21 protein-coding genes and 2 tRNA genes are annotated in these 24,770 nt (G+C 33.1%); 15 read left to right on the top strand and 8 right to left on the bottom strand.

Annotated elements, in window-relative coordinates:
- Positions 1-142: 142 nt before the first annotated feature.
- Entirely contained in the window at positions 143-1,219 is a 1,077-nt protein-coding gene (locus OO775_RS00530; protein ID WP_264845029.1) for a glycoside hydrolase family 6 protein, read from the bottom strand.
- Positions 1,220-1,592: 373 nt separating this feature from the next.
- Between OO775_RS00530 and OO775_RS00525 the strand changes: the two genes are divergently transcribed.
- Together OO775_RS00525 and OO775_RS00520 are read left to right on the top strand one after the other, a co-directional pair.
- Positions 1,593-1,769: a hypothetical protein gene (locus tag OO775_RS00525; protein WP_264845028.1), complete on the top strand. Its 177-nt coding sequence runs from the start codon at positions 1,593-1,595 to the stop codon at positions 1,767-1,769.
- Positions 1,770-1,854: 85 nt separating this feature from the next.
- On the top strand, positions 1,855-2,022 hold the full coding sequence (locus tag OO775_RS00520; RefSeq protein ID WP_264845027.1) for a hypothetical protein: 168 nt from the start codon (positions 1,855-1,857) through the stop codon (positions 2,020-2,022).
- A gap of 114 nt (positions 2,023-2,136) precedes the next feature.
- Here the strand turns inward: OO775_RS00520 and OO775_RS00515 are convergent.
- The 6 genes from OO775_RS00515 to glgP all read right to left on the bottom strand — a co-directional run bounded on the left by OO775_RS00515 (position 2,137) and on the right by glgP (position 10,913).
- Positions 2,137-2,222, bottom strand: a tRNA-Leu gene (locus OO775_RS00515).
- A gap of 19 nt (positions 2,223-2,241) precedes the next feature.
- Positions 2,242-2,314, bottom strand: a tRNA-Gly gene (locus OO775_RS00510).
- A gap of 175 nt (positions 2,315-2,489) precedes the next feature.
- Entirely contained in the window at positions 2,490-4,277 is a 1,788-nt protein-coding gene (gene argS / locus OO775_RS00505; RefSeq protein ID WP_264845025.1) for an arginine--tRNA ligase, read from the bottom strand.
- Positions 4,278-4,407: 130 nt separating this feature from the next.
- On the bottom strand, positions 4,408-5,520 hold the full coding sequence (locus OO775_RS00500) for a thiol-activated cytolysin family protein (RefSeq protein ID WP_264845024.1): 1,113 nt from the start codon (positions 5,518-5,520) through the stop codon (positions 4,408-4,410).
- A 25-nt stretch (positions 5,521-5,545) separates the two neighbouring features.
- A complete protein-coding gene (locus OO775_RS00495) occupies positions 5,546-6,421 on the bottom strand; it encodes a hypothetical protein (RefSeq protein WP_264845023.1) in 876 nt (291 codons plus the stop codon).
- 268 nt (positions 6,422-6,689) lie between these two features.
- Positions 6,690-10,913, bottom strand: a complete 4,224-nt coding sequence (gene glgP, locus OO775_RS00490; RefSeq protein WP_264845022.1) for an alpha-glucan family phosphorylase — start codon at positions 10,911-10,913, stop codon at positions 6,690-6,692.
- Positions 10,914-11,213: 300 nt separating this feature from the next.
- On the opposite strand from glgP, the gene OO775_RS00485 reads away from it, so the two are divergent.
- The 10 genes from OO775_RS00485 to OO775_RS00440 all read left to right on the top strand — a co-directional run bounded on the left by OO775_RS00485 (position 11,214) and on the right by OO775_RS00440 (position 20,925).
- A complete protein-coding gene (locus OO775_RS00485) occupies positions 11,214-11,648 on the top strand; it encodes a hypothetical protein (RefSeq protein WP_264845021.1) in 435 nt (144 codons plus the stop codon).
- A gap of 256 nt (positions 11,649-11,904) precedes the next feature.
- Positions 11,905-12,060, top strand: coding sequence for a hypothetical protein (locus OO775_RS00480; RefSeq protein WP_264845020.1), 156 nt, complete (start codon positions 11,905-11,907; stop codon positions 12,058-12,060).
- A gap of 30 nt (positions 12,061-12,090) precedes the next feature.
- Complete coding sequence (locus OO775_RS00475) at positions 12,091-12,240, top strand: hypothetical protein (RefSeq protein WP_264845019.1); 150 nt, start codon at positions 12,091-12,093, stop codon at positions 12,238-12,240.
- A gap of 67 nt (positions 12,241-12,307) precedes the next feature.
- On the top strand, positions 12,308-12,505 hold the full coding sequence (locus OO775_RS00470) for a hypothetical protein (protein ID WP_264845017.1): 198 nt from the start codon (positions 12,308-12,310) through the stop codon (positions 12,503-12,505).
- A 244-nt stretch (positions 12,506-12,749) separates the two neighbouring features.
- Positions 12,750-13,388, top strand: a complete 639-nt coding sequence (locus tag OO775_RS00465; protein WP_264845015.1) for a hypothetical protein — start codon at positions 12,750-12,752, stop codon at positions 13,386-13,388.
- Positions 13,389-13,397: 9 nt separating this feature from the next.
- Complete coding sequence (locus OO775_RS00460; protein ID WP_264845014.1) at positions 13,398-13,913, top strand: peroxiredoxin family protein; 516 nt, start codon at positions 13,398-13,400, stop codon at positions 13,911-13,913.
- A gap of 6 nt (positions 13,914-13,919) precedes the next feature.
- Positions 13,920-16,067, top strand: coding sequence for a peptidase domain-containing ABC transporter (locus tag OO775_RS00455; protein WP_264845012.1), 2,148 nt, complete (start codon positions 13,920-13,922; stop codon positions 16,065-16,067).
- Between the two features lie 95 nt (positions 16,068-16,162).
- Positions 16,163-16,702, top strand: coding sequence for a CvpA family protein (locus OO775_RS00450; RefSeq protein ID WP_264845010.1), 540 nt, complete (start codon positions 16,163-16,165; stop codon positions 16,700-16,702).
- Positions 16,703-16,799: 97 nt separating this feature from the next.
- Positions 16,800-18,947, top strand: coding sequence for a S9 family peptidase (locus tag OO775_RS00445; protein WP_264845008.1), 2,148 nt, complete (start codon positions 16,800-16,802; stop codon positions 18,945-18,947).
- 40 nt (positions 18,948-18,987) lie between these two features.
- Entirely contained in the window at positions 18,988-20,925 is a 1,938-nt protein-coding gene (locus OO775_RS00440; protein WP_264845007.1) for a peptide MFS transporter, read from the top strand.
- A gap of 71 nt (positions 20,926-20,996) precedes the next feature.
- Here the strand turns inward: OO775_RS00440 and OO775_RS00435 are convergent, their stop codons facing one another.
- A complete protein-coding gene (locus tag OO775_RS00435; RefSeq protein WP_264845064.1) occupies positions 20,997-21,704 on the bottom strand; it encodes a ZIP family metal transporter in 708 nt (235 codons plus the stop codon).
- Between the two features lie 150 nt (positions 21,705-21,854).
- Between OO775_RS00435 and OO775_RS00430 the strand changes: the two genes are divergently transcribed.
- The 3 genes from OO775_RS00430 to OO775_RS00420 all read left to right on the top strand — a co-directional run bounded on the left by OO775_RS00430 (position 21,855) and on the right by OO775_RS00420 (position 24,762).
- Positions 21,855-23,015: a THUMP domain-containing class I SAM-dependent RNA methyltransferase gene (locus tag OO775_RS00430; RefSeq protein WP_264845005.1), complete on the top strand. Its 1,161-nt coding sequence runs from the start codon at positions 21,855-21,857 to the stop codon at positions 23,013-23,015.
- Positions 23,016-23,083: 68 nt separating this feature from the next.
- A complete protein-coding gene (gene dnaX / locus OO775_RS00425) occupies positions 23,084-24,175 on the top strand; it encodes a DNA polymerase III subunit gamma/tau (RefSeq protein ID WP_264845004.1) in 1,092 nt (363 codons plus the stop codon).
- 161 nt (positions 24,176-24,336) lie between these two features.
- Positions 24,337-24,762, top strand: coding sequence for a DUF8439 domain-containing protein (locus OO775_RS00420; protein ID WP_264845003.1), 426 nt, complete (start codon positions 24,337-24,339; stop codon positions 24,760-24,762).
- Positions 24,763-24,770: the final 8 nt, after the last annotated feature.

Here is a 24,770-nt window from a genome sequence, read left to right as displayed (position 1 = left end):
CCTCTGTAATAAACTCAATCTTCTGGAGCAGAAATGGTATTATCGTGCATAGATAATTTTTTTTCATAAGCAAAAAGAATCAACAGAAAAAATATCTTTAAAATCTATTGATTATCAAGTAAATAAATTTTATTGAAAAATGCTATAATCCATTAGGTAATTCTAATATTTCGATTGAACCTACTCGAATAGCATTATTAACTAAAGCTCGGGCATATTCGGGATAGGGTTGTCCCGCAGCTGGAGCTCCCATACCACAAGCACCGTCAGAGCCGCCTCCACCATTGATCCACAGATAAGCATCGGCGTGTGTTCCTGTGGTATTTTTAGTACTACGTGGACCTAATGCCGCTGCAAAATTATTACAAGAATTATACGTCGCATTAGGGTTCGGATTTTTGGGAGCGTGAATGCCACTGCGTCCTGTATCTATTACATAATGTTTGCCTGATATGCCTAATTCTCCTAATCGTTGGACTAATTTTTCTGCCCATTCTTGTTCCTCTTTGGTACCACGAACTCCTGAAACATTGGTCGCGAAACCGCGCATATATTTTACACCACTTTCGATAATGGTATTGGCAACGTCATTCACTCGCAATCCAGAACTTCCTGCGTGAATGTAAGTTACAGCATTTTTATTTCTCTCAGAAATAGTTTTGCCTGCGTAAGTAAGTAATTCAGCACGTTCAATACGCTTAGGGTCATTGGGTTTTAAGCCACAATAATTGATAGCATCGGGTTCTATAATGACCACAGCACGACGCTGACCAATAATATTACTAACGCGGTTTATCCACGCCTTGTAATCTGTTGCATTTTTATGACCACCTGCCGAAAAACTTCCACAATCGCGATTCGGAATACCATACACGACTACAATAGGCGTTTTCTGAGCTTTTTCGGCATTATCAATGTAGTTTTTCAACCGATTATCGCTTTTCTCGCTATTGGGAGTAACGCCATCGAACCAGTCGCCACACGGGGTAGCTGCTATTTGATAATAGATTTTTTTAAGCTCGATATTGGGTTCATTTTTCACCATATACAATCGAGAGGGCTGTAGATAGAAATCCCAATCATACGCGATGGGTTTTTGTTTCTCAGGGGTAAGGATTTCAGGTTTTTCTGAGTTAATCTGAATTGACTCTATACTATCTTTTTTACAAGCAAAAAAAAGTAGTAAGCATACGGTTGTAAAAGATAAAAATCTGAGCATGATTATTTTAATTTGTAAAGGTTGAAATTTTTATTAAATAAATATATTTTAAAATGTATTTTGTTGGGTGTAAATATACAATTTTTTTTTCACAAAAATGAAACAACAAGAAAGTTTATTAAGCATTTTTGTAAGAACTTCGATAAATGCCTTTTCCTGTATGAAGTTTTTGGGCTTTTTTGTTTAAAATCAAATTTTCGTGTTTGTTTTTATTTTTCTAAAAAAACATATCCGATTTTACAGCCACGTTACTTATCGAAGGTTTAGTTTGGTTTTATACCCTTCTGAAAAGCGTTCGCAACTATTAGGCAGAATATTACGGGTTAGAAATAGTACCTAAATAGGATAAAAAAATATTGAATTATCATTTTTATTGGCTGATAAAAGTAAGTATTTTGATTTTGTTACTTTTTTGTTGGAGCAGAATTATCACACTTGGTATTTTCCAATCCTTGAAAAGGAGTTCAAATTTCGTGTTGTTGAATTTTCGGGGTATCAGGAGTTTTTAAACAAAGGAGAAATAGAGATAAAGCTAAATGATGATTTATAGCAAATTTGAAATAGACAAAGATTTGTGCAAAAAGTATGACGGCAAGTTGTTTTTGGTTGTTTTTCAATAAACCACAGATGGCAAAATGCGCGGTGGTAGCAAAAGCCAATTTGACGGCGATATTATCCTGATAACTGAAAAATTTACTAATTATCAAGATAATTACGTATATCCTGGTTATAATAGCACTCCCGTCAACCATTTGAAATATAATATCTATTTGCAAGGATTGCAACCCATTGAAAACGAATAGGAAATAACCATTTATGTATACTCGCTTTTATACTTGGTATTGATTAGTTGGATAATTTTTGACATAAAAAAAATCGCAACATCCTGTATTATAAGATATTGCGTTTTTTTCGTGTACTCGGAGCGGGACTTGAACCCGCACAGGCATTGCTGCCCACTGGATTTTAAGTCCAGCGTGTCTACCGATTCCACCATCCGAGCCTTTTTTAAATAAAAAGAGAGCGAAAAACGGGGTTCGAACCCGCGACCTCAACCTTGGCAAGGTTGCGCTCTACCAACTGAGCTATTTTCGCAATTATTAGAAATAAAGTAATAATTTTTATTACTTTACTTGCGGTGCAAAGATACAACTATTATTAAAATAAACAAGGCGTTTTTCTAATTTTTTACAAAAAAAATGTAACTACATATTTATCAGTAATTTATAATTTAAAAAAATAAGAAAATGAAAATAAATAGAATTCAAATTTACATTCTTTCGGGAACTTGAATGCCCAAAAGGTCAAATCCGCTGGCAATAACTTCGCTTACTTTTCGTGAAAGTTCTATTCTGAAATTGCGTATATCTGTATTTTCTTCTCCCAAAATGGATACATTCTGATAAAAAGAATTGAATTCTTTGACCAAATCATAGACAAAATTAGCAATTAGCGCAGGACTATAATTATTCGCAGCGTTTTGTATCACTTCTGGAAATTGCAAAATAAGTTTTATCAATTCCTTTTCTTTTTCGTGCAATTCAATATTTGTTGAGAAAGTAAAGGATTGATTTTCAGCATTAGCTTTTCTTAAAATAGAACGAATACGAGCATAAGCATATTGGATAAAAGGCGCTGTATTTCCTTGAAAATCAATTGATTCTTCGGGATTGAATTTGATAGTCTTTTTTGGGTCATATTTTAAAATGTAATACTTCAAAGCACCCAACCCAATAATTCGGTACAATTCTTGTTTTTGCACTTTGGAATATCCTTCCAATTTGCCCAATTCTTGGGAGATTTCTTTGGCAACAAACGTAACTTCTTGTATCAAATCATCGGCATCAACCACAGTACCTTCGCGGCTTTTCATTTTCCCGTTGGGAAGTTCGACCATTCCATAGCTCAAATGATATAAATTTTTAGCCCAATCGAAACCTAATTTTTTTAAGATTAGAAACAAAACTTTGAAATGATAATCTTGTTCATTACCAACCGTATAGACCATTCCTTTTACATCAGGATAATCTTTGGTGCGTTGAATTGCCGTCCCAATATCTTGGGTTATATATACAGAAGTTCCATCGGAGCGAAGTACCAATTTTTCATCTAATCCGTCGGCAGTAAGGTCGCACCATACCGAACCGTCTTCTTTACGATAGAAAACGCCTTTTTGCAATCCTTCATCAATGATATCTTTGCCAAGCAAATAGGTATTGCTTTCGTAGTAATACGAGTCGAAATCAACACCTAAATTTTTGTAAGTTACTGAAAATCCGTCATATACCCATTGGTTCATTTGTTTCCAAAGGGAAATAACTTCTGGATCGCCAGCTTCCCACTTGCGAAGCATTTCTTGGGCTTGCAAGAATATAGGTGCTTGTTTTTCAGCCTCTTCTTTGGTTTTTCCCTCTGAAATGAGTTGATTTATTTCTTCTTTGTATTTTTTGTCAAAAATAACATAGTAATTGCCTACCAATTTGTCTCCTTTTAGCCCTGTACTTTCAGGAGTTTCCCCATTACTAAAGCGTTGCCAAGCTAGCATTGATTTACAAATATGAATACCTCTATCGTTGATAATCTGGGTTTTATATACTTTTTTGCCTGAGGCTTCAATAATTTTTGCTACCGAATATCCGAGCAAATTATTTCGCACGTGCCCCAAATGCAATGGTTTATTGGTATTAGGGGAAGAGTATTCTACGATAATTGCAGGCGAATGAGGTTTTTGGGGAGTTTTTCCAAAATCTTTCTGAGGTAAAATATCTTTTAGAAAATGAGTGTAATACGTGTTGGATATAACCAGATTAAGAAAACCTTTTACCACATTATATCTGACAACTTCGTTGCTGTTTTCTTGTAAAAACGAGCCAACTTGCGAGCCAATTTGTTCAGGATTTCCTTTTATTTGGCGAAGTATCGGGAAAATAACTAAGGTAATATCTCCTTCAAATTCTTTTCTGGTTTGCTGAAACTCAACGGTGTCTAACTTAACTCCAAATAGCTGATTTACAGCTGTTTGAACTACGGGAGTTAAAATATCTTGTATTACTTGCATTTTTTTATTTGTTTAAGTGCTGCAAAGTTACAATTTTATTTAGAATAAAAAATCAGTTTTCATTTAAGAAAACTGATTTTTATATTTTTTTGAAACGATAAGTCAATAAATTTTTAATTCTATTGTTTTTTTATTCAGGATAAATACGCTGTTCAGTATATAGAGTACGAACTTCTACCTCACGATTATCTTTTAAAGTACGAACTTTATAGCCTATAGGAGCGGAAGATTTCACTAAGTCTTCAGGTTTAGGGTTTTGAAGGAATAGCATAAAACTATCATAATCTGTAACAGAACGACTTGTTGATAAAGGTCCTCCTGCTATCATTATTTGTATTCTTTTATTTTTATAATAATTCCTTGCTGTTTCTTGCATCTTAGTATCTACATTTCCTCCTATTTTTGGAAAAGTTGCGCTAATACCTGCTTTTATAGTTTTGGTAACTTCTGCGCTAGTTTCATCAGTTTCTACTAATAAGTGAGCAACTCGTCCATAATCTACACTACTGATATATACAGGTTCGTAGCTACCTATATTTTGAATATCACCCCAAGTATCAGCATTTTTAGGATCCACAGTAACATTGTAGAATTGTTGGCGTACCTTGATAAGTACATATTTTTTGCTATTGATAGTTAAACTAGTTTGTTCAAAGCTAAAATTTGCTTTTACTAAACCACTTAATACATCTAATTTGGCGTGAATACCAAATGATTTACTAAAACTTTCAATAGTTGTTACTTCATTAGAAATATAGGTAAGGTATGCAGCAGTATTGCTGAAATCAACTGCCGTAGAATTTTGACTTACTAATTTATTAACTTTCTCACGAACGTCACTTACTACCGGAATAGCTCCTACTTTTATAATTGCATTAGGTCCTTGTAAGGTAGTGGAGAGCGTAATTTCTCGTGGGTTATTTATTACAAGTGGGTTATAAGTACCGTTTAAGAAAGATTCTCCATCTAACACGCTACCAGGGTAGATAACATCCAAGTCTTTTCCATCAACAATTTGTACAGGTGCTAAGGTCTGTTGTTTAGTTACAGTTTGTATAACTTCTATTTCATTTCCTACTACACGTCCTGTAGGCTTAGAAGATTTTATTTGCTCTGCAACTTCTGGAAATACTACTTGTTTAAGTCCTCCAAGTTTTTCTTCAAAACTTTCGTTTTTGCTACAAGAAGTAGCGATACTTCCCAATACAATAAGGGAAAGAATAGATAAATTTTTTAAATTCATTGTGTTTTAATTTTAAATTTATTATTTAGTGTCTATTTTCAATATAAACATTATTATATGTAATACGGTTTTCTTCTTTTCCTTCACGTCTTTGCACTATGGTAATAGTAACAACAGGAGCGGGAAGTGGAGGGTCAGCTCTTTCTCTTTCTTGTTCAGGGTGGAAATCATATTGATTATTTACAACAAAAGAACCAGAGGCTTTATTTCCGTTGTAATAAATTTCAAAATGTTGAGAAGCTTGGAGAGGAGTTAGGTAAATATCGGTTTCATTATCCCCATCATCTATTATAAATTTATAATCTCTTTTATTAACAGACCATTGCTCGGGTATAGGAAAACCTTTCCAAACCCATCGGTCTCTTCTTGCCCACGACCAAGCAGTTATTTTTACAGCACTAAAATTAACTTTTGGTAATTTTATCTCTCCAACTCCTTCCTTCTGGAACAAGAAAGGGAGTTGAAATGTGCCGGGCACCAAAGGTTTAATGTAGAATTTGTACTTCCCTTCTTTTTTAAATACGATTTTAGGGTCTTCTACTTTCTGTTTTTTACCATTTTCGTCTTCTAAATAAATATCATAATCTACTCGCATAGATTGATGATTTTTATCTTCTTCTTTAATGGCAAAAAGTGCAAATTGTTCTCCACTTTTTAAATCAGTATCCGTTATCGTTAACGTATAAGGGATAAAATCTCCTACCTTAATGTTTTTAAGATTTCTAGGTTGGAGAAGTTCTTCTCCCTTGTCTCCTGTAAAACCATCTTTAATAAAAGCATTAAAGGTTTTTCCTTCTTCTACGGCAGGTGCAGGTGTCTCACCTCCGTCATCGTTACTTTTGCTACACGACATAGTCGCAAGCAAAGCCATTACTGTAATTGTCGAAAAGATTTTTTTCATAAAAAATTATTTTATGTTAATTCACGAAGCAAAACTAAAAAAGAAAAAAAATATATACAAGTTTTTAATCATAAAAAATTTAAAAAAAGTGAAATTTAACATCTAAGATGTGTTTGTGAGTAGTTTTTATGAAAATTTTTATCAATTATAAAATACATAATACAAAATAGTATTTTTGTTGAACTCCAAATAATTAAGATAAATTTGCAAAAATAAAAAAACCTACCTCAGCGGTAGGCTTCAATCCCAAAATAATAGACAAATTGTTTTACAACCATTTAACTAATGCGAAATCTTGCCGATGTGGCAAAAGTTCATTTTTGGGATAAATACGTAATGCCAACATAAACAGACCTGCATCTTCGGCTTCTACCGAGAGTTTGTAAGTAACCTGTTTGTTCTGAAAATGAAGCGGTTGTGCTTGTTTGGTAGTAAATATTTTTGTTTGTCCATCTTCATTTTTGGTAACAACAAGTTCTACTCCTATGTCTTCAACTGTGAGTTCTCCTATATGAAGTTTTAGCTCAGCTTCGTATGTGTTTCCAAGAGAAATAAGTTGTCTATCTCTGTTTAGAGTTTTAAACTCTTCTACTTGGATAGAATCCCACTCTCTACTTACTTTTTTCTTCCAGTCCGAAAGCTCGATTGCTTTTTGGAAATTATTAGTTTTAAGTAAGTTAGCACGTTTTTCCAATGGGAAATAATACTGATTTTCGTAATCGGTAAGCATTCGGTATGTTGTAAAATTTGATGCTACTTTGGCAATTGTATTTTTGATAAAAGCACACCATTCAGACGAAATCCCTTTACTATCTTTGTTGTAAAAAGTTGGAGCTATTTGGTCTTCAATGATGTTATAAATAGTTTCAGCATCTAATTCGTCTTGATAGGCTTGGTTTTCGTAAGTGCGTTTTTGAGGCAATGCCCAACCTGCATCTTCGCGGTATCCTTCAACCCACCAACCATCAAGTACGCTGAAGTGCATCACTCCGTTCATGGCAGCTTTTTCACCACTTGTACCAGAGGCTTCTTGGGGTCGGGTCGGGGTATTCATCCATACATCGACACCTTGTATCATTGTACGAGCTAAATCCATATCATAATTGGGTAAGAAAAGAATTTTTCCTAAAAAACGAGGTTGTTTAGAGATTTCAACAATATTTTTAATCAAATCTTGTCCTGCTTTATCGGCAGGGTGTGCTTTTCCTGCAAAAATAAATTGAACAGGGCGTTCAGGATTATTGACAATCGCATCTAATTTTTCTAAATTGGTAAATAACAAATGTGCGCGCTTATAGGTAGCAAAACGGCGTGCAAACCCGATAGTTAGTACATCATCACGTAAGTTGTCTTGGATTTCAACAATTTCGCGTGGAGTGAAGTACGTGATATTTTGTCCATCGTTAAGACCATTTTTAATTCGTTGTACCAATTTGGCTCGAAGTTCATTTTTTATATGTGAAATTTTTTCATTGGGAACATCGTAAATTCCTTCAAAGCATTTTGGTGAGTAATTATTCCGGTCTACATCTTTTTTGAAGTATTTTCGCTGGATTTCTTTCCAAAGAGGCGAAGTCCAAGTTGGCTGATGCACTCCGTTGGTTACGTAACTTAGATGTAATTCTTCGGGCATATAACCAGGCCAGAGGTCTTTGAAAATATCCCGACTTACATCTCCGTGAAGCCAACTTACTCCATTAACATCTTGCGAGAGGTTGGCAGCGAGGAAACTCATTGAGAATTTTTCATGAGGGTTGTTCAAGTCAATTTTTCCAAGTGAAAGGATTTGCTCCCAACGCACATGCAATTTCTCTGCATAATTACCGATGAAGGCTTTAAGCATTCCTTCTTCAAAGAAATCGTGTCCAGCAGGAACTGGTGTGTGTGTGGTAAATAAAGATGATGCTTTAACAATCTCAGTAGCTTCCGAAAAAGAAAGGTTATGCTTATTGATATATTCGTTTAATCGTTCTAACCCAATGAAGGCAGCATGTCCTTCATTACAATGGTAAATATCGGCTTCAATACCCAACTTACGAAGCATTTGGATACCTCCTAAACCCAATAACATTTCTTGTTTTAGACGATTTTCCCAATTTCCTCCATAAAGATGATGCGTGATAGAGCGGTCGTAGTCGGTATTTTCTTCAAAATCAGTATCTAACAGATACAATTCGATACGCCCCACATCAACACGCCACACACGAGCATATAACATACGTTCAGGAAGTTCTAACGAAATTTTTATCCAATTACCATCAGCATCAGTGGCAGGTGATACCGGAATTTTGGTAAAGTCTTGCGGTTCGTATTCAGATTCTTGATTTCCGAAAGATGAAATTTTCTGAGTGAAATATCCGTAGCGATACAAAAGCCCAATTCCTGTTATTTTTGTGGCTTTATCGCTAGCTTCTTTCAAATAATCTCCTGCCAAAATACCCAATCCGCCTGAGTAGATTTTCAAAGACGAATGTAATCCAAACTCCATGCTGAAATATGCAATAGCAGGGTGTGTCATTTCTTTTTTCTTCTCCATATAAGAAAGAAATTTCTGATACACGTTATCTAATCGTTGCATAAAATCTTGGTTATTTTCCAGTGCTTTGTATTCTGAAACAGAAATGGTATCCAAAAGCATAATTGGGTTTTTGTGAACTTTTTTCCACTCTATGGGGTCAATACTTTTGAATAATTGCTCAGCTTCTTCATTCCAGCACCACCACAGATTTTTAGCCAATATTTCAAGAGCTTTTAGCTTTTCGGGTGTAGAACGATGCACGATAACACTTCGCCAATGAGGTTGATTGACAGATTTAGATTGTTCTAAGTACATAGCATTTGTATCGGATTGTGGTAATTCTTTCATTTTGATATTTATTTTTTCTATTGTATTTTGATATGTTTTAAAGTAATGTTTTATAAAATTTTTCCAAAGTGTATTTTTTGCTACCAAAGCAGCATTTTCTTGAACAGAAGTATAGTGTTCTTGCGATAAAGTAGCTATTTCTTCTATTTTTTGGATAATTTTTTCAATAACAACGGCATTATTTGTATCATCTCGGTCAATAACTGTTACAGAAGTATTATTGCCTTGTGATTTTGCCCAAGTTCCAAAACCAGCAAGCGAGGTGGTTATAGTAGGTACTTTAAAACAAATACTTTCCATAGGTGTGTACCCCCAAGGCTCGTAATATGAAGGGAAAATGGTTAGATCAAGCCCTGTAAGTACATCGTAGTAAGACATATCGAAGACTCCGTCATTTCCTACTAAATAACTTGGACAGAAATAAACATTAACAGCATCTGTTTTTTTGTTAAAAAGTTGTTGTTTACGTATTTTGTTAAGGATAATATTTTGATATTCATCTCTGATTATGTGCGTACTATATGGCTGTAAGCAAGGTTTTTTGGTAGATGATTTCAAATTTTCTAATAAATCGGGATTTGGGCTCTCGTGCCAAGAAGGAATGAGAATAAAAGCCAGTATTTTCCGAGATGAATTGGCAGTTTGGTTAATTTTCCCCAATGCTTCTATAAAAATATCAACACCTTTGTTTCTGAATTCGTTACGCCCACTAATTCCTACCAAAAAAGGATTTTCGAAAGTTTCAGCCGAAAGATTTTCAGCAATTTGTAATAATTTTTGTTGTGCTTTTGCTCGTTTGTTTTTGTAAGATTTTTTGTCTAAAATGAGTTGTTCGTCAAATCCATTGGGAGTTAGTACATCGGGAACTCGGTTAAGAAAGTGTGCACATTCGCGAGCTGTGATTTCGCTCACAGTCGTAAAATTATCTGTTAGTTGAGCTGCTTTTGCTTCCAAAAAATGCTTGTGTTGAACTCCCAACTGATATGCCATATCTTTCGGATTGTAATCAGTTAGATAATTGTAAAGCGAAAGCCCATTACCTGCTATAGAACGCCCTAAAACTGTGGCATGAGTTGTAAAAACAGTCCCCACCATAGGAATTTCTTTTTTCAAGTATAACAAAGCGGTTGCAGTCATCCATTCATGGCAATGGCAGATAACTTTCTCGCGCGTACCTACTTGGAAGTTCGTAAAACTTTCAACTACTTTTCCTACAGCATACCCAAAGAGTGCAGATTCGGTAAAATCCCAACCAGCATCTAACGAATCTAATTGATGTACATTCCAGAAATATTGTAAAATTTGATTTTTTTCGTTGATATATTGAGAAAAATCAACTAAAATAGCAATAGGATTTCCTTTGATGTTCCAACGACCTATCCGTATTCGCAAGCCTTCTTTTTCAGCTTTTCTTTTCCAAGAAGTTAATAATTCAGAGTCTTCAGTAAATTCAGGATTTTCTTTTCGTGTCCAAATATCAGGTCCTATAGTGATGTAATTATCGCCAAATTCTTTATATAAAATCTCTGATTTTGTAGCGATAACTGTATGTATTCCACCAATTTTGTTACAAACTTCCCAACTAGTTTCAAACAGATAATTGGGCATTAACTTTTTATCCTTCATAAATATAGAATTTTAATTGTTATTGTATTTTTCTATGTTTTTGACAAAACTAGGGGTAAAAGTACAAAAAAAATGAATATAACCAATATTTTTTATAGTAATTTTTTTAAAAAAGTATTATAACTTTGCAGTATGAAAATCATTTTGACAAAGGGGAGCAAAAAAGTCGACGTTTGTAGATACTTTATATGAAGTAGATTTACTAAATATAATTTCCATGAACTTGAATTGATTTTTCAGTATTTATATTTATTTTTGAAAAATAAAATATTGAATATAATTTTGTAAAAAATATAGATTATGAATAGAATAACATTAAAATCAGCAGGGAATTATATGTTGTATCCGCTACTGTGCGAAATATACATTGACGGAAAGTTCTACGATTACTTCAAAACACGAAAAAAAGAAAAAGTGTTATCACTTCCCGAAGGAAGTAAAACAATGTATATCAGAGCAGTACGTTATACTTCCAACGAAATATTGATAGACAACCTACAAGAAGAAAAAATTCATAGTATTGTGATTTCAAGCAAAGTACAAAATTTTTTGTTTGTAGGAGCGAATGTTTTGATGTTATCGGCTATGTTGCTCCTTTTTTTTCAATACATTAGCCCTTATATCGCTTTGGCAATAATAATTCCTTATTTATATCTTGCTTATAATCAAATATTTAAAAGAAAAGGCTTGCTTACTTTGGAAAAAGAATTTGTCGATAAAGAAACTTTACATTAGAAAAAGCAGATATAAATATCTGATAAAACCCATATACCCTTTATATTTGTTTGTCTTTTTTACTTTGTAATTCATTGATTTTCAGAGTGAAAAATAATTTAACAAACATTTAACTTATAAATTTTGCAAAAAAAAAAAAAACACTATAACTTCGCAGTACGAAAATCATTTTAGCGAAGAGGAGCAAAAAAAGTCGACGTTTGTGGATACTTTTCTAAAATGAATAAAATAATGTACAATTTAAAATTTTTTAAAGATGAAAAAGATTACTTTAAATCAAATGGAAAAAATCCAAGGGGGAGGTAAAGGGAGAGAATGTTTATTGCTGGGAGCTTTATCTGCTCTATCTCTTGCTATTTTACCATCGACAGGAGTTGGAGTGCTTACTGCTACTATCATAGAATGTGCTTAAAAAATTGTTTAACTTTTAAAAATTTGAATAATGAAAAAATTGAATTTTGAACAGCAAGCAACTATTATTGGGGGAATCTCTCCTGGTGGATGTGCTTTGTTAGGAGCAGCGTTGCTAACTCATACAGGTATTATAGCTTCTATTTTTAGAAAAGAAATAGCTGAATGTTGGAATAGCTAATTACTTTTGAAAGACCAAGAGACTGACCAAACTTTTTCAGTCAGTCTCTTACAAATATAAAAATATTATGAAAGAAAAAATTTTACAAATGGTAAAACGATATGCCGTGTTATTGGTGTTTATCGCTTTGTTGGGGCTTAATTATATTTCAGGCTTAGAACCTATGCTTAATCGCCCGTTGTTTTTTATTATTCTCTTTATTTTGTTTTTTACAAAATATGGAATAATAAGAAATTTTCCTAAAAAGAAAAATATGTATAATTAAAAAACAATTTTTTATTATGAAACAAATATTATCTACTGTAAAAACCTATATTATAAGATATGTAGAGTGTTTTATTATTTTGATATTATGGTTAATAAATATCATATTCAAAATAGACCCGAGTTTAAACAAATTTTTCTTTTTTATTTATATGATAGCTTATATAACTAAGCAAAACAAATTGAAAAAAATAGAAAAAGAACGTAAAACAAAAGAAATTTCTCATTAGAAAATACGGTAGTAAATGTCAGATAAAACCCTTAATAGGCTTTATATTTGTTCGCTTTTGTTGTTAAATGCTTTTTTGGCATATTTGGTACAAGATATTCTAAATATAAGGTCGCTTTTGGCAAATTCGCTTTCAGAGCAATTAACAGCTACACAGGTAGAAAATCTCTTAAACGCGCAACAAAAATGGCAATGGGTAGGGTATGGGTTTATTCCGTTTTTGCTTCTTATCAAAATGAGTATAACGGCATTAGTTCTTAGTATAGCTTGTATGCTTACTGACCGCCAAGTGCCGTACAAGAGGCTTTTTGTTATTGTTGCAGAGGCAGAAATCATCTTTTTGCTTGTACCTGTATGCAAAATAATATGGTTTTATTTCTTTCAACCTCAACACACACTTGAAGATATACAATTTTTCTACCCCTTATCGCTTCTTAACCTAACAGACTATAAGCAAGTAGCGCAATGGTACGTATATCCGTTGCAGTTAGCCAATCTTTTTGAGGTAGGTTATTGGCTATTGCTGACCTATTTGCTGGGCAAGGTACTGAAAATTAGTTTTAAGGAGCGGTTTTATTTTGTAGCGTCAAGTTACGGAGTTTTATTGCTTTTGTGGGTAGTTGTGGTAATGTTTTTCACACTTAATTATTCATAAAAAGTAAAGATGGCTAAACAAATCATTAAGAAAATATTGCTTGTAAGTATTGTTATTTTCGTTATGATAGGTGGATATTATATCTATCAGAAAATAGAACAAAAAAAGGTACTTGCTCGGCATATTGTTTCATTACCCAAATTTTCTTTTGCTCAAACAGACGGAAAGCCTTTTACAAACAAAAATATTACTCAAAATACTTCGGTTGTATTTCTCTACTTCAATACAGAATGTAGTTATTGCTGGTACGAAACCCAAGATATAAAAGAACATATAAGTGAGTTTAAAAATACCCAACTTATTTTTGTTTCAACAGAGGAAAGTTATAAAATTCGTAAATTTGCTCAAAACCAAGGATTGGATAAGGTTTCTAATGTTATTTTTCTACAAGATAGTTTGAACAAGTTTGCTACCATATTTGATTCTAATCATATACCTTCTTTATTTGTATATAATTCAACACATCAGTTAGTATTTCAGCACAAAGGGCAAACACGTGCCAAAACCATCTTAAAATACCTGTAAAATAGTATGTTTGATAAAAAACGCATCAAAAAATCGGTCGTATTACAACACGACCAGAACGATTGTGGCGTAGCATGTCTGTTATCGCTTATACGCTACTATGGCGGAAATCAATCTCTTGAAAAACTACGTGAATATAGCGGAACTACGCGACAAGGGACAACACTTTTGGGTTTGTATCAAGCAGCCAATAAAGTGGGTTTTACAGCGGAAGGCTGTGAGGCTGATATTCAGTCACTTATCAATCACCCAAGTCCTACTATTCTGCACGTTGTTTTAGAAGAAAAACTTCAACACTACGTGGTGTGTTTCGGTTATGAAAACAAAAAGTTTATAATAGGCGACCCAGCCCAAGGAATATATGAACTTTCTGTTGAAGAATTAGAAAAAATATGGATTTCTCACTCGTGTCTTACGCTTGAACCCAATGCTGATTTTGTATTGGATAAAGACGATAAAATCCGGCAACGTCAGTGGTTTCTTTCGTTGCTTAAAGATGATTATAAGTTATTGATCTCGAGTACGATTATAGGGATATTAGTGGCTGTTTTGGCAATGGCAATGATGGTGTTTTCACAAAAATTGATAGATGATATATTGCCCTCACACAACAAAAATAAATTGGTTGTAGGCATTGTTTTACTTACTTTATTGCTTTTGGCACGCGTAGGATTGAGTTTGCTACGAAGTTATTTTTTACTCAAACAAGCCAAAGATTTTAATATTCGGATAAATACCAATTTTTTTACCAGATTATTATCTTTGCCCAAACCTTTTTTTGATACTCGAAAAATAGGAGAATTAGTAGCTCGGCTCAATGATACACAACGTATTCAGCGGGTAATTAACCAGTTGGTTAATAGCTTGGTGATTGACGTTTTGGTAACGATTGTATCTTTAATTTTCTTATTTTTTTACTCTTGGCAGATAGGAGTAATCACACTTTTGAGTGTGCCTATTTATTTTTTCATCGTATATCGAAGCAATCAATCACTTATCAAAGCCCAAAGAGAAATAATGCAAAACTATGCCCTTGTTGAGAGCAACTATATTACGAGTATGCAAGGAATTGAAACGATAAAAAATAATAATAGACAGGCATTTTTTGCGCAGAATAACACTCATATTTTCAGTTTTTTACAACAAAAATCCTTTAATTTAGGAATACTTGGGCTAAAACTCTCGTGGCAATCGGGTGTTGCGAGTATTGTATTTTTGGTCGTTACCTTGTTTTATGCGTCATTCCAAGTGTTTGATAACCAGCTACAATTAGGAGCTATGATGGCTATTTTAGGAATTTCAGGGTCGTTGCTTCCGTCCGTTGCCAATTTGGCACTTATCACGATTCCTATCAATGAAGCCAAAATAGCTTTTTCACGAATGTATGAATTTGCTTCCGTTCCTTGCGAGAAAGTAGCAGGCGAAGATATTAAAAAAATAGATACAATTTCTGTTGAAAATTTGTCATTTCGTTTTGCAGGACGTAAAGAATTATTCTCTGATGTAAATTTAACACTAAAAAAAGGACAAATAACAGCTCTTATTGGAGAGAGTGGCTGTGGGAAAAGTACTTTTGGGCAATTATTACAGCAGTTTTATACTCCCGAAAAAGGAGTTATTAAAGTAAATAATCGTAATATCGAAACCATTTCGCTACAAAGCTATCGAAATATGATAGGTGTTATTCCGCAAGAAGTAACTATTTTTAACGGAAATGTAGTTGATAATATTCTTTTAGGAGATAAATCTTTGTCGGAAGAAGAATTTTATTTGTTTTTGCAAAAATATGGTTTTGATACGTATTTTAATCAATTTCCGCAGGGAATAGCTACACTTTTGGGAGAAGAAGGTATCAATCTTTCGGGTGGGCAAAAACAACTCATAGCTTTGGCACGAGCATTGTATAAAAAACCTCAATTTCTGTTGTTAGATGAGGCTACTTCAGCAATGGACAGGAATACAGAAAAGTTTGCAATAGAGCTTTTAAAAAAGATAAAACCCCATTGCATTATACTATTTATCTCTCATCGGTTGCATTTGCTTTCGCAAATAGCAGATAATATTTGTATTTTAGAAAATACAATTACGTATAACGATACTCCTTCCAATCTTTTAAAAACTTCTAATTTTTATAGTCAATATTGGAAAAAATAATTCTTTAAATTATTTATATTTCAATTAACTTTTTTCCTACTAAAAACATACTACGAGACCTAATAAATTTGTATCTTTGCCGAAATTTTGTAAAAATGAATACAATTGATGTTATTTTGGCAATAATTTTGGCAATAGGTTTTTTTAGAGGACTTTGGAAAGGTCTTATTTTAGAAGCTTCGGCACTTTTGGCAGTTGTTTTAGGTATTTATGGAGCTATTTACTTCTCGTTTTATGTTTCAGATTATATGACCCAAAATTTTGATTGGGATAAACAAACTATCAAAATAACAGCTTTTGCTTTTACGCTTTTAACAATAATGATTTTGGTTGGTATTTTGAGCAAAATTCTTACCAAAATAATCGAAGGTGCCTCATTAGGATTTGTCAATCGATTTTTTGGAGGTATTTTCGGCTTGCTTAAATGGACGCTAATTGTAGGAACTTCATTGCAATTTCTAACACGAGGTTATATTCCGATTATTCCTGAGGAATATACACAAAAATCAGTATTGTTTATGCCGGTAACTAAGCTAAGCAATTTGATGTATTCACAAATTTTTCTTTTGAAAGAAAATCAAGAAGAAAAAAAAGAAAATATAGAAGAAATTCCTTTTTCAGAACAAAATATCTGAAAATAAAATTTCTTAAAATTTGATATTTTTAAGTCAAATGTATTGTTTTTTCAAAAAAAATCCGTAATCTTGTACTTTCTAACAGAAATCATATGCAATGAAATATATAACTCATCTTTTTTTTCTATTAAGTTTTTCTATATTTTCTCAACAGAAAGAAATTACCTTGCAAGAGATTTATACAGGTAAATTTCGTACAGAAAAATTACAAGAAATGCACGCTCTTTCTAATGGAAAAGAATTTGTTGTAGTTAATTATGATGAGGCATATCAACCTTCTATAGACGTGTATGATTATTCGTCATTTTCTAAAAAACGAACCTTAATATCATCGACCGAATTGTCTAATTTCCGTTTTGATGATTACAAATTCAGCCCCGATGAGCAAAAGATATTACTTGCAAGCGATACAGAAAGTATTTTTCGACATTCTCAAAAGGCAAATTACTATGTTTTTGATTTGAAAACCCAACAGAAAACAATTGTTTTTAACCAAAAAATACAAGAACCCTTATTTTCTCCCGATGGAACAAAAATAGCATTCGCCTATCAGAATAATTTGTATATAAAAGATTTACAAAATGATAAAACAACGCAAATAACTTTCGATGGTAAGGACAATGAAATAATTAACGGAATAACCGATTGGGTTTATGAAGAAGAGTTTTCCGTAGTTCGTATGTTTGATTGGAGTTCTGATAGCCAAAAAATTGCTTTTATTCGTTTTGACCAACGAAATGTTCCCGAGTTTTCAATGGATATATATGGTAAAGAATTATATCCAAAACCAATGGTTTTCAAGTATCCAAAAGCTGGTGAAAATAATTCTAAGGTAAATGCTCTTGTGTATTATCTTTCAGAAGATAAGTTGCAAGAAATTGAATTAAATATGCCCTATTATATACCGCGATTGCAATGGACAAAAGACCCTAATGTGGTTAGTTTACAAACTATGAATCGTCATCAAAATGAATTTAAATTACTTTATTACAATGTATTAACTGAAAAAAATACTATTGTTTATTCTGAAAAAAATACAACATACGTTGAGATTCCTTCATTACATATTCTTTCGAACAATAATTTTATGATAACTAGCGAAAAAGACGGATTTAATCATATTTATCTTTATAGTAAAGAAGGAAAGCAACTGCAACAACTCACTCGCGGAAATTGGGAAGTAACTGATTTTTACGGATTTGACGAAAAAAGCAAAACGGCATATTATCAATCAACCGAAAGAGGAGCTATCAATCGTGATGTGTATGCAATTTCTCTAAAAGCAACCCAAAAGATGCTTTTAACAGAAAAAAAAGGAATAAATGATGTTTCTTTCAGCGCCGATTTTTCGTATTTTATAGAAACTCATCAGAGTGCAACAGAACCACCAATTATAGGTATTTTTGAAACGAAAACACGAAAAAAAAATAAACAAATTATTGATAATCAACGTGTGAAAAAATTAGTTGATAACTATACTTTAGTTCGTAAAGAGTTTCAAGTACTCAATATAAATGGTAACAATCTAAATATGTGGATGTTGAAACCTTCCAATTTTGATGCAACGAAAAAGTATCCTGTTCTAATGTACCAATATTCTGGTCCAGGCTCTCAATCTGTTCAAAATGAATGGTTTGATTATAATGATTATTGGCATTTGCTTCTAACACAGAGAGGATATATTGTTGTTTGTGTCGATGGACGAGGGACAGGTGCGAAAGGAGCTGATTTTAAGAAGATTACACAATTTCAATTAGGAAAATACGAAGTCGAAGACCAGATAAAAACTGCCGAATATTTATCAAAACTTCCGTATATAGATGCCTCACGAATAGGTATTTGGGGGTGGAGTTTTGGTGGTTTCACATCGGCAAATTGTATCTTGAAAGGTAATCATATTTTCAAAATGGCAATAGCCGTAGCGCCTGTAACCAATTGGCGATTTTACGATACCATTTACACAGAGCGTTATATGAAAACTCCTGCTGAAAATCCGCAAGGATACGACCAAAATTCACCTTTGAATTATACTCAGAATCTTATTGGAAAATTTCTGTTGATACATGGCTCGGCTGATGATAATGTACATTTGCAAAACACAATGCACTTAGTTGAGTCTTTGATACAACATAACAAATCGTTCCAATGGTTTATCTATCCTGACAAAAATCATAGTATTTACGGAGGAAATACACGAATTCATTTGTTTGAAGAAATGACTAAATTTGTTTTGGAAAATCTGTGAGAAAATTTAAAAATTGTTAAACTTAAATATTAAATAAGTTATGTTAAATCCTGATTACAAATTTATGCTAATGGCTTGGGGAGCTGTTATGTTGTGGATTGGTTTTGTAATATTTTCAAACCGAAAAATACATCCAAAAGCCCTTTTTACCCTTTTTATGGTAGAACTTTGGGAGCGATTCAGTTATTATGGTATGCGAGCGTTGCTCATACTTTATATGACTGCCAATTTGCTTGACGGAGGTTTCCAATTTGATGACGCGAAAGCCTATGGAATTTATGGAGCTTATGGAGCATTGGTTTATTTAACGCCAATTATTGGAGGTTATTTTGCTGATAAACTCATAGGGTTTCGTAAAGCTATTGCTATAGGAGCGTTGCTTATGGCTGCTGGTCAATTTACATTGTTTGCTAATAATCAAACAACTTTTTTTATCGGACTAGCGTTACTTGTTGTTGGAAATGGCTTTTTCAAACCCAATATTTCTTCAATGATAGGACGTTTTTATGCCGATGGTGATAAAAGACGCGATGGAGCATTCACATTGTTTTATATGGGAATCAATATGGGAGCATTCCTAGCACCTCTTACATGTGGGGCTATTGGCGAGAATGAAGGTTGGCAATATGGTTTCTTGACAGCAGGTATCGGAATGATGCTTGGGTATTTAATCTTCTTGTGGGGTAATAAATCAGGTACTTTTGAACAAATAGGACTTACACCAGATGAAAAACCTACTAAAAATATTGTAAAATCAATTCCTAATTCGGTACTACCTTATGTGGCAATACTTGTAATGATAGCTCTTTCTTGGGTGCTAATCATCAATAACGATATCGTAGATGTGATGTTGGGTATTTTGGCAGTAGTTATAATTGGGTATTTGCTATATCAGGCAAGCAAAATGGAAATTACAGCCAAGCAACGTATTTGGGTTGTAGTGATTTTGTTATTATTTACGACTATTTTCTGGACATTCTTCGAACTAGCAGGGTCGGCATTGAACTTATTTACAGCACGAAACGTAAATAAAAGCATCTTCGGAATGGAAATCAAAACTACGTTCTTCCAATCGATTAACCCGTTGTTTATTATGCTTTTCGCACCTGTTTTTTCTTGGATTTGGATAAAACTTTCTAACCTAAATAAAGAACCTGCTGCTCCATATAAGTTTGGGACAGGTTTGTTACTTTTAGGTTTAGGATTTTTGTCGTTGAAATTGGGCGGGGGTTATGCTACTTTCGGAATGGTACCAGCAATTTTTATGATATTGCTATATTTATTACACACTTTGGGGGAACTTACCTTGTCACCCGTAGGACTTTCGCTTGTAACCAAACTTTCGCCTAAGCATATGGTAGCTTTTATGATGGGAATTTGGTTTTTGTCGTCATCAATCGCTCATCAAGGCGGAAAACACATAGCCAAACTTACTACCGTAAGCGAAGAAACAATTGTCAAGAGTGATGCTTTTAAAAACTCTGAAATCAATGAAGATTTTAAATCAATTTTTGCAGATGAAGAAATATTAAAATTGATGAATCAAGAAGAGATGGAAAAAGTGAAAAAATCTAAAATGTCAGTTGATAAAATATTGGTTTCTAATGATTTCATTACTAAACTCAATGCTAAAAATCCAGAAAAACAATATGTTGTATCAACGGTTGTTATTGATGATATTCTGAAAGATGCTGAAAATTATAGTGGAGCTAAACGAGAAAAGGTGAAAAATTCGGCTACAATGTCGTTCCTTTCTGAAAAAGGAAAAGAGGTAAATACGAAAGTAGAAAGTGTTGCCGAATACGCTTCATTGGCTGAGAAATCACCGAGTACAGCAATCGGTAATGTAATCAAAAATGAATCGCTTGACAAAGGTTTATCTGTATTTACAATGTTAGGATTTATTGCCATCGCTTGTGGTGGAATACTATTCCTAATGGGACCATTCATCACTCGGTGGATGCACGGAGTAAAATAAATTTTTACAAAAAGTAAGATCAAAAGATACTTAAAATGTTAACATTTTAAGTATCTTTTTTTTAGAAAAAATCAAAAAAAGTAAGCTAATACAAATCCTAAGATAATAACGGATAATTTACGTATGTTAAATTGATGACTTTCAGAGGTTTCAAATAATATAACTGATGAAATATGCAAAAATATCCCGATAACAAGTGAAGAAATCTCAATGGTATATTTACCTAATTCAGGAAGTGAAGTTGCCAAAAAAGCTCCTAAAGGTGTCATCAATGCAAAGAGAATTAAGAAAATAGCAGTTCGTTTTATACCAATTCCTGAATTTAGAAAAAAAACACTAAGTACCATAGAAATAGGCAAATGGTGAACGAATATTCCATACACCAAGTTATGATGGTGATGTAACGGAAACCCTTCTAAAATAGCGTGAATACTCAAACTGATAAATAGCGCCCACGGAAACGACTTGTGTAGAGCAGATTCCTCTTTGTGCATATGTCCGTGTTCTGCCCCATGTGAGAAAAATTCTAATATGATTTGTAGTAAAATCCCTAATACAATCCAAACGCCTATTTTTTTTCCAAAAGAGTGCGAATGTTCCTCTGTCAAATGTTCTTGAGTGTGGAAGACTTCGGGAATAAGTGTATAAACAGTCATAGCTAAAAGAAAAGCTCCACTGAAAGCTAATAATAGTTTTATATTGCGTTGATTTTCAGGGCGTAACAAAATAATGATTAAAAAACCTAAAAATACAGAGAGAAAGGGCAAGAAGTAATTCATCAATTCTTCCATAGAAAATATTTTGGGAGCAAAATTACAAATTTTTTTAGACAAAAAATTGGCTTTACATCAATATAAAATGAATTTTATCATCTGGTATATTTTCTTTTGAAAATAATCGTACATTTGCAACCTTATAAGAACTATTTTATGGGACAAAATTATAAAATGATAGCTAAAACTTTTTATGGATTTGAAGCTATTTTGGAAAAAGAACTCAAAAATCTCGGTGCGATGAACGTTGAAAAAGGCGTGCGAAGCGTTAGTTTTGAAGGTGATAAAGGATTTATGTACAAAGCTAATTTGTGTTTGAGAACAGCTTTGAAAATACTAAAACCAATAATCTCTTTTCGTATCAGAAATGAAAAAGACTATTACAATGAGATATATAACTATCCGTGGCAAGAGGTATTTTTGCCTTCACAAACATTCGCCATTGAAGTTACACTTGCAAGCGAAACTTTCAAACATTCGCAATATATGGCACACAGAGCCAAAGATGCCATAGTTGATAAGTTTCGACAACTATATAACAAACGTCCCAATATTGATATACTTCACCCTGATTATCAATTACATATACACATTGACAAGAATGACCAAGTACATATTTCGCTTGATAGTTCAGGCGCATCACTTCATCATAGAGGATATCGTTCGGCGACTAATATAGCACCTATCAACGAGGTTTTGGCAGCAGGTATTTTACTACTAAGTGGTTGGCAAGGACAATGTGATTTTCTTGATCCAATGTGTGGTAGTGGGACATTTCTTATTGAAGCAGCTATGATTGCCTGCAATATCCCAGCAAATCTTAATCGTAGAGAGTTTGCTTTTGAAAAATGGAAAGACTATGATGTAGATTTGTTTGAGGTAATATTTGATAGTTCGCTTGCCAAAAGTAAAGAATTTTATTTTCAAATAATAGGATACGATAAAGCACCTTCGGCAGTTGAAAAAGCAAAAGAAAATGTAAAAAATGCTCGACTTTCACAATATATCAATGTTAAGAATGAAGATTTTTTCAAAACGCAGAAGAATAGTGAAAACAAATTGCATTTGGTAACAAATCCGCCTTATGGCGAACGTTTATCAATAGATGTTCCTAGTTTTTATAAAAATATAGGCGATGTATTGAAGAAAAATTACCCAAATACAGAAGCGTGGTTGATAACTTCTTCTGAAGATGCTATTAAAAATATTGGACTTCGCCCTTCTCGAAAAATAAAACTTTTCAACGGAAAACTCGAAAGCCGATTACTCAATTATTCCATATATGAAGGTACGAAAAAAATTCATAAAATGAAATAAAAAGCGTTTTTTTGCTAAAATCTGATTAAAAATTTCGATTACTAAAAAATAAGGTGTATATTTGCCGTATGAATCATTTTGTAGTTTCCGCAAGAAAATATCGTCCTCAAACATTCCGAGATGTAGTTGGGCAACAAGCAATTACAGATACGCTCGAGAATGCTATTGAGAATAATCACTTAGCTCAAGCCTTGCTCTTTACTGGACCACGAGGTGTTGGGAAAACTACGTGCGCGCGTATTTTGGCTAAAAAAATTAACGAAAAAACCTCTGATTTAGATAGTGAGAGTGATTTTTCATTTAATATTTTCGAATTAGATGCCGCTTCAAACAATAGCGTAGAGGGAATTCGTAGCCTGATTGAGCAAGTGCGTATTCCTCCACAAGTGGGCAAATATAAAGTTTATATTATTGATGAGGCTCATATGTTATCAACAGCGGCTTTCAATGCATTTCTCAAAACGCTGGAAGAGCCACCCGCACATGCTATTTTTATTTTGGCTACTACTGAAAAACATAAAATAATCCCTACGATACTTTCTCGTTGTCAAATCTTTGATTTTAAGAGAATTACAATCAATGATATGCGAGAATATCTTAAATATATTGCACAAGAACAAGGTCTTTCTGCCGAAGATGAAGCCTTACAAATTATTGCACAAAAGGCAGATGGAGCTATGCGCGATGCACTTTCTACTTTTGATAGAGTAGTGAGTTTTTGTGGAAAAAATATTACAAGACAGCAGGTTTCCGAAATACTCAATGTTCTTGATTACGACACCTATTTTAAAATTACAGATCTTATTTTAAGTAATAACATTCCACAGTTACTTGTCGAATTTAATCAAATTATTTCAGAAGGTTTTGATGGACAGCATTTTGTTACAGGATTAGCAAGCCATCTAAGAGATTTAATAGTTTGCAAAAATAATATAACAATCAAACTTTTGGAAGTAGGAGAGGAGACACGAAATAAATATATTCAACAAACACAACGTACAGATACTGAGTTTCTTATGAATGCTCTGACACTTGTCAATGATTGTGATTTGAAATACAAAACAAGCCGTACACCTCGGTTGATGGTAGAACTTATGCTAATGCAATTAGCTTCATTGACCTTTGAAGGGGATAAAAAAAAAATGATGGATATTTCATAATTCCTCCTGATTTTTTTCACAAAAACACTAAAATTGAAAAAAATAAATCATCATTTGAACGTATAATTTCTGATGAAAAAAAAGTTTTACAACCTTCATCACAAATAGATACCTATTCAGAAATAAAAGGAGTTTCAGTATTTTCTATCAAAAGTATAGAATTGAAAAAAGAAGCTGAACAAATCCGAAGAAATAATAATGCTAACACCAAAGAATTACCCTATGAATTCTATACTCAAGAACAATTTTTCGAAGTTTGGCAAACATATATTCAGAATTTGATTGAAAAAGGAGAGAAAATACAAGCTGCCAATCTTACTCTGGGACATCCCAAAGTTTATAATAATACTATTCTGATAGAGGTTGCAAGTGAAATTTCCAAAGAAGAAATAGTAGCAAACCAAGAAGAAATTCTGTCTTTTGTTAGAGAAAAATTACGTAATTACTCAATAAATTTGGAAATAGAGGTCAAAGCAAGCGAATTTAAACAACGCTATATACTTAAGCCTGAAGATAAATATGAGAAAATGCTTGCTGAAAATCCGTTACTTGCCGAACTCAAAAAGGTTTTTGATTTAGATTTTTAGATTACAAA

The sequence above is a fragment of the Capnocytophaga catalasegens genome, from assembly GCF_026005215.1.
GTDB lineage: Bacteria > Bacteroidota > Bacteroidia > Flavobacteriales > Flavobacteriaceae > Capnocytophaga > Capnocytophaga catalasegens.
This window is presented reverse-complemented; position numbering and strand designations above follow the sequence as displayed.